Genomic DNA, 6,432 nt, shown 5'->3' with positions numbered 1-6,432 from the left:
AGGGCTATCGCCACCGTGAATACAGCCAAGATTTAAGGTGGGTACCGTCACTTCAAAATGCGGGTTTTGGTATTTTTGCTGTAGATCGTGGCGATAACTCAAAAGCTCCGCCATCACAGCATGCATACTCTCCATGGCGTTCACCCCCAATGCGGGGTTCGAAGAATGACCAGCCTTGCCTTCAATTTTAATCGCCTCCATTAAAATGCCTTTGTGCATATTCACAGGGCGCATTTCAGTGGGCTCGCCAATAATCGCGTAGCGCGCTTTAGGCATTAATTGCTCGGCCAATGCACGCGCACCGCTCATGCTAGATTCTTCGTCGGCGGTGGCAATGATAATCACGGGCTCATTGAACTGGGCATTCTCGAAGGCTTGTAATGCGGCCCAGACCACGGGGAAAAACCCTTTCATATCGGTGGCGCCAAGGCCGTACAAGCGCTCGTCTTTTTCGGTTAATTTGAAAGGATCTTGCTGCCAGCGCTCGGCGTTATAGGGCACCGTATCGGAATGCCCCGCGAATACTACCCCTCCATCACCTTGGCCTTTTACGGCAATTAAGTTGTATTTACCGGAGTGCCCGGCCACTTCTTCTACGCGGCATTGAAAACCTAAGGGCTCAAACCACGTCGCCAGCGTATCGATCACGGCTTTATTGGACATGTCCAAGTCAGGGCTGGCGCAGCTAACAGAAGGCAGCGCCACCAACTCACTCAATTGTTTAATATAGCGCTTAATATTCATGGTCTACCTCGATGGCCCATTCGCCGACAATTACAGTTTGTGCTTGGCCGCCAATGAGTACGCGATCATTACTTAGTGCCAAGCTAATATCGCCGCCACGTGCCGAAAGCTGCTTTGCCTTTAACGTTGTACGCTGCAACTTTTCACTCCAATAAGGCATCAAGCTGGTATAGGCCGAGCCCGTAACAGGGTCTTCCGGTATGCCCAGCTTGGGCGCGAACACACGACACACAAAATCACATGACGTTGCTGCTGCCGTCAAATAGTGAATGCGCGCAGGTAATGATTCAATCACTGCAATATTGGGCTGAAAGTCCCTGACGGCCTCTTCGTTTTCACACTCAATAAGTGACGCTAATTCATTATAAAAAACGGGTGCACTGGGCAGATTAAAAGCCTGCTGGTAAAGGGGAGCCTGCTCTGTTTCCACCAACTTGCGCATAGGGAAATCGAGCGTCAGTTGTGGCTCGCGTCGCACGAATAAAGTGCCACTAGCAGACTCAAAGGCAATAATATCGTGCTGCACACCAAAGCGGGTAATCAACACATGGGCGGCCGCTAGGGTGGCATGGCCACACAAGTCTATTTCCACTGAGGGCGTAAACCAGCGAATCGTAAATAAGCCCGAACCAATTTCGACCACAAAAGCCGTTTCGGCAAGATTATGCTGTGCCGCCATTCTTTGCATGGTCGATTCGGCCAGCCACTCATCCAAAATACACACCGCCGCTGGATTGCCAGAATGTGGTGTTTGCAGGGTAAATGCGTTCACAAAATAAACGGTTTGCATCGCAGGGTTCACCTAAGCGTGTTGAGGTTTAAAAACAAAGAGTCGCCATGTGAGCAAAATGGCGGCAATCGCCAAACCAGCCGTTAAAGCCACCCAATAGCCAGCAGCGCCCATCGCAGGAACTACGTAAGAGGTATACGCCAAAACATAGCCTAAGGGCAAGCAGACCGCCCAAAAAGCCAGCACAATAATGAACATGGGCAGCGTTGTATCTTTATAGCCCCGCAAGGCGTTAACCGCCACCACTTGAATAACATCCACAATTTGAAAAATAGCCGCCAACATAAATAGCTGTGTAGCAATAGCCACCACGGCCGGCTCGTGAGTATAAATATTGGCAATGGCGCTGCGACCGAAGTAAAGGATAGGGGCGTTGATACACGCAATCATTAACGCTAAAACAATCGAAGAATAGGCCACTAGGCGCGCCTGCGCGTGTGACTCATCACCCACTAAGTAACTCACCCGTAAGAGTACGGCCATGCCTAAGCTCAAGGGCACCATAAAAGCTATCGAGGTGGCATTAAGCACCATTTGATGCGCCGCCACGGTTTGTGCCCCCAGCGGTGCGAGAAAAAGCGCGATGGCGCAGAACATACTCACTTCCACAAACAGGGTAATACCAATAGGAATGCCCAAGCGCAAAATCGACATTATTAACACGGTATTCGGCGGGCTAATTTTTTTGAACAGGCGATAACCGCGAAATTGTTTGCCCCACACCAAATAAACCAACATCGCCATCAATGCGAGCATGTTTGCGCCTGTGGTGGCCCAACCACAACCAATACCGCCCATAGCCGGCAACCCGAGCTTGCCGTAAATAAGCACATAATTAAGCGGAATATTACAAGCGGTACCGAACAGCGAAAAAGCCATAAAGACCCACGTGTGGCCCATACCATCGCTGTATCCACGCAAGGCGGTTAATAAGAGTAAGGCGGGTACACCCCAAACAAACGCCTGTAAATAACCGGCCACAATCGCGCTGGTTTTGGCGTCCGCATTAAATAAGTCGACCACCGGCATCGCATTCCACAGCAGCGCCATCATTACAATGCTGCCAATAAGGCTTAGGTAGATGCCCTGCCACACAACTGGGTGAATTTTACTGGGTTGCTTGGCCCCCATGTGCTGCGAAACTATGGGCTGTAATGCCCCCAGTAAACCCACAAAAAAGAGCGATAGCGGCACCCAAAAACTCACACCAATACCAACACCAGCTAGGTCATAAGCACTGGCGTTGCCCGCCATCACGGTATCAACAAAAGCGTTAGCCATTTGCGCTAATTGCGCGATTAAAATCGGTGCACCTAAGCGTAATAAAGTACGCCATTCCTGAAGGGTGCGTTGCAATAGGGGCATAAAACAATGGCCTTGTGACATGGTCGGGCAATATAACGTGCTTTGTGAAATTGTGCTTAGCCTCTGGCTGGACGATGACGACAGAACTTAAGGCGCAAGGTAATAATAGTTGATCAAACTAGCGAAGGGGGCCTGCAAGGAAAGCAGGTTATTAGAATAACGCGGGATCAAGCATGACTAGGTGAGATCCTAGTCGTCGGGCGGAAGCTCGCTGAGCACTTGGCTGTTCTCACCTTGCATCACTTTAAGGAGTTCTAGCCGCGCTTGATGGTGAGGAATACCGCGCGCTTCAAGGTAACCCAATACCTCACCAAAATTAGCACGCCTTCGCGCGCCTTCGTCCGTAAGGTCGCGGCGGTCGTTAAAAAAATCGAGCAAAGTCGAACCACACACGCAGTTACGGAATAGCTCCACCATCGAATCACCCTCATCATCCATTGCGGCTTTTAAACCACTATGTCCCTGTAAGGCCTCGGTCTCTGCGATAAAGCTATCAACATTCGGATAATCTCGCCCGCAGGTGTTGCAACGCTTGGGGAACGACGATTTAGCCAAAGCGGTTAAGCCGGCAAACAATGTAGGGTCGTGGATAGTGCTCTGTGCGTTCATAGCGGCCTCCATCAATATTCATTGATCAGCCTTTAAACTGTAGCCCATATCCCGCGGTTGCGTTATAGCAAACAGGAATGAGCCTACCACTCTTAACCGAATAAGCGCTTAGCTGTTGGGGTAGGATTGCGGTGGGAAAACAGCTTGAACACATAGTTAGGCACATGCCATTCACTCGCCGTACCAATGGGGAAAAACGCAACGCTACCTTTTACCAAGCGCTCGGTTTTATCACCCACCGTCACAATCACTTCGCCTTCCAAGATATGAACCATCTCGTCACACTTGAAGTACCACATAAACCGCCCCTCGCTGCAGTCCCATAACGCCGTCATAAAGCCGCCATCACCAGAGAGGGTTAAGGTTTTGGCACGCATTTTAGGGTCACCCTCTAATACGTTAGCAGGGTGAAACGTAAGACCTTTCATGCCCTCTTTACTCATACTATCGCCGACTTCAAACTTACTACGGCGACTAAAAATAAGTGCATTGATTTTGTTGTAAGGCTTTGAAAGAAAAGAAAAAATAGCCATTGGGAGGGCTCAAATTAAAGGCGTGGAAGGTAAGCCGGTAAGCTGGACGCCGGCGCAATGCCGAATACGATAAAGGAAATGCCCTTCTCGATCAATTCATCAGTGAATGAATGGCTAACCCACCACAATACGCAACGCCAAATAAGGTGCGAGATTGAAAGCTAATACTAAAATTTTGTAGTTGGCCAAGTAGCGATAAGCCGCCAACCGACACTGCTCCGGCGTGATGCCAAACAGTCTAGCTTGCAATACCGTAATCGGGTTCTTAGCCACAATAAGGGCGATAGTAGAAAAACAAAGCACAGCTATGTTAATGGCTGCGCTCCAACCTAAAACGTGTAGGAGTATATCAAGGGGCATAGTGCATGCCTGATGTGGGAGTGTAACCGCACTATACCCCTGAAGAGTTTTAGTTTAAATGCTGGTTTAAAAATTCATCCATCGCTTCAAACATTTTAATTTCATTCGCTTCAATAGTTCGCCAATGCTCGCCTTTGGGCAATTTAACCAACTCAGTCGTTTTACCCTTTTTATTAAGCCGCTTGTGCATTTTGATCGAGTGCTCAGGATCAACCACGCTATCGTCTTCACCGTAAATAATTAACAGAGGATCATCAATTTTTTTACTCAAATGATATGGCGATACTTTAGCAATACCCCACTCAGGGTTAGTCAACTCTCTGTTGTACTCATTGTGCCGAAGAGTTTCATTGTTGAAAAGCTTCATATCCAAAACACCGTTAATACTAATGCCGCACTGGTAAAGTTCAGGCGTCGATGCCAGCCCCATACCGGTGGCATAACCACCAAAACTTGCACCAGCAATACAGACCTTTTTAGGATCAATAATGCCCTCTTTCGCCAGCCAGTTGACGCCATCGGTAATATCATCCTGAATCGCTAAGCCCCACTGCTTATCCCCCGCTCGCAAATGCTCAACACCAAATCCCGTTGAACCTCTAAATTGTGGCTGAAAAACTGCATAACCTTTGCTGGCGAAGAATTGAACATAATTATTGAAACCCCAATAATCACGCGCCCAAGGACCACCGTGCGGGAAAATAATCGCGGGTAGTTTGGGTTTTTCAATACCCCTAGCGGAGGCAGGTAATGACAAATACGCAGGAATTTTCAGTCCATCACGAGCGCTATACTCGACTTGTTCCATTTTGGCTAAAGCAGCACCTTCCAGCTGCGGATAAGCAGAGGCCAGAAAATCCATACGTTTTTCTTTTAAGTTTAAGAGGAAATATTGGGGAGGAGATATGTCGCTGTACACCTCATAAATAGCTTTGTCTAATGTTACGTCATCCACCCACGAACGAAGCCTGACCCGCTTACCCTTAAATGTTTTTTCCAGGACGGCTTTGGCGTTATCTCTAATTTTATCGGTATGCGGACCCAGCCACTCACCAGTAACAATATCTAATTCAAAAAGGTCTTCATCATCTTGATCATAGTTATCGTCTTCTAATTCCCCAGAAGTAAAAATCAGTACATTGTCTCTAGCGTAATCAAAACGTATTGGTCTTAAAGCATCTTTGGCCAAAAACGACTTTTTCTCTAGCAACTTAAAAGAAGACTCTTCGTTAGGCCGAGTGTAGATGGCAATATCAGTGCCGGAACCCACGCTGAATTTAAAAGCAACGCGTAATTTCCCATCATTATCCGCCATAAAATAGGAATACCCTCCACGATTGCCTTCCACGAGCGTTTTCTTCCCGGTGTAGACATTTACCTTATGTATCTGGGCTTCATTAAATTTATCGTCTAAAGGATCTAGGCTCATTAAGATATGTTTTGGGTCATCCGCCAACAGACTGATTAAGCGCGGGTATCTTAAAGTGTGGCCATACTTATTCGACGCCATATCGAAATAAACGGGATTTAAGCCGCTGCGATCAACACTAAATACGCGGATAAAGCTGCGCTTAGGCTCTTTCACCCAGAAAGTGGTTTTACGTAACGTATAAGCTTCAGCTGTCATACGAATAGCGACTAACAGACGCTCATTATTCACCCAACGAAACCACTGTAAGTGCGCACCATTCAACGGCAACGCACCCAGCTTAATGTCAGAATCCACGGCCAAGGCTTTAGTAATTAACGCTGGTTTTCCCTCATGCACCATTTGGTAGGCAATACTTTTACCATCTGGGGAGAGTTGAAAGTAACTAGCTTGCGGGAGTTTGGCAAAATCGGCGGGTGAGGGCTTGGGTGTTACGGACGAGGCCCAGCTAATGCTGGCCATACAAGAAAGCGTAAATAGTAGAAACGACAGTATTTTCAAACGTCATATCCTTATGGTTGTGTGTATTGAATGAAATAGGTGTTTAAGGGACGAGGAAACAATATTTTATCCACTAATGCTTGATCTCGACCTCCTTATCT

7 protein-coding genes are annotated in these 6,432 nt (G+C 47.7%); all 7 read right to left on the bottom strand.

Annotated features, from left to right (window positions below; genetic code table 11):
- A partial coding sequence (locus tag AC3A8L_RS18890) for a M20/M25/M40 family metallo-hydrolase (protein WP_487963832.1) occupies positions 1–744 on the bottom strand: 744 nt, incomplete at its 3' end.
- Positions 734–1,534 carry a PhzF family phenazine biosynthesis protein gene (locus tag AC3A8L_RS18885; RefSeq protein ID WP_487963831.1) on the bottom strand — a complete coding sequence of 267 codons (801 nt, stop codon included), beginning with the start codon at positions 1,532–1,534 and terminating at the stop codon, positions 734–736. The genes AC3A8L_RS18890 and AC3A8L_RS18885, both read right to left, overlap by 11 nt.
- A 12-nt stretch (positions 1,535–1,546) precedes the next feature.
- Positions 1,547–2,899 (bottom strand): MATE family efflux transporter, encoded by a 1,353-nt coding sequence (locus tag AC3A8L_RS18880; protein WP_487963830.1) that lies wholly within the window; start codon positions 2,897–2,899, stop codon positions 1,547–1,549.
- Between the two features lie 189 nt (positions 2,900–3,088).
- On the bottom strand, positions 3,089–3,508 hold the full coding sequence (locus AC3A8L_RS18875; protein WP_487963829.1) for a hypothetical protein: 420 nt from the start codon (positions 3,506–3,508) through the stop codon (positions 3,089–3,091).
- A gap of 92 nt (positions 3,509–3,600) precedes the next feature.
- Positions 3,601–4,041 (bottom strand): cupin domain-containing protein, encoded by a 441-nt coding sequence (locus AC3A8L_RS18870; RefSeq protein WP_487963828.1) that lies wholly within the window; start codon positions 4,039–4,041, stop codon positions 3,601–3,603.
- Positions 4,042–4,155: 114 nt separating this feature from the next.
- Positions 4,156–4,401, bottom strand: coding sequence for a DUF6868 family protein (locus AC3A8L_RS18865; protein WP_487963827.1), 246 nt, complete (start codon positions 4,399–4,401; stop codon positions 4,156–4,158).
- A gap of 49 nt (positions 4,402–4,450) precedes the next feature.
- Positions 4,451–6,331: an alpha/beta hydrolase family protein gene (locus AC3A8L_RS18860; RefSeq protein ID WP_487963826.1), complete on the bottom strand. Its 1,881-nt coding sequence runs from the start codon at positions 6,329–6,331 to the stop codon at positions 4,451–4,453.
- Between the last annotated feature and the right edge of the window lie 101 nt (positions 6,332–6,432).

The sequence above is a fragment of the Marinagarivorans sp. genome, assembly GCF_982758155.1.
The sequence above is the reverse complement of the archived record's forward strand: the minus strand, read 5'-3'. Positions and strand labels throughout refer to the sequence as shown.

Coding starts and splice junctions, on each gene's coding strand:
- AC3A8L_RS18885 (WP_487963831.1), bottom strand. CDS start 1,534: ATGCAAACCGTTTATTTTGTGAACGCATTTACCCTGCAAACACCACAT.
- AC3A8L_RS18880 (WP_487963830.1), bottom strand. CDS start 2,899: ATGCCCCTATTGCAACGCACCCTTCAGGAATGGCGTACTTTATTACGC.
- AC3A8L_RS18875 (WP_487963829.1), bottom strand. CDS start 3,508: ATGAACGCACAGAGCACTATCCACGACCCTACATTGTTTGCCGGCTTA.
- AC3A8L_RS18870 (WP_487963828.1), bottom strand. CDS start 4,041: ATGGCTATTTTTTCTTTTCTTTCAAAGCCTTACAACAAAATCAATGCA.
- AC3A8L_RS18865 (WP_487963827.1), bottom strand. CDS start 4,401: ATGCCCCTTGATATACTCCTACACGTTTTAGGTTGGAGCGCAGCCATT.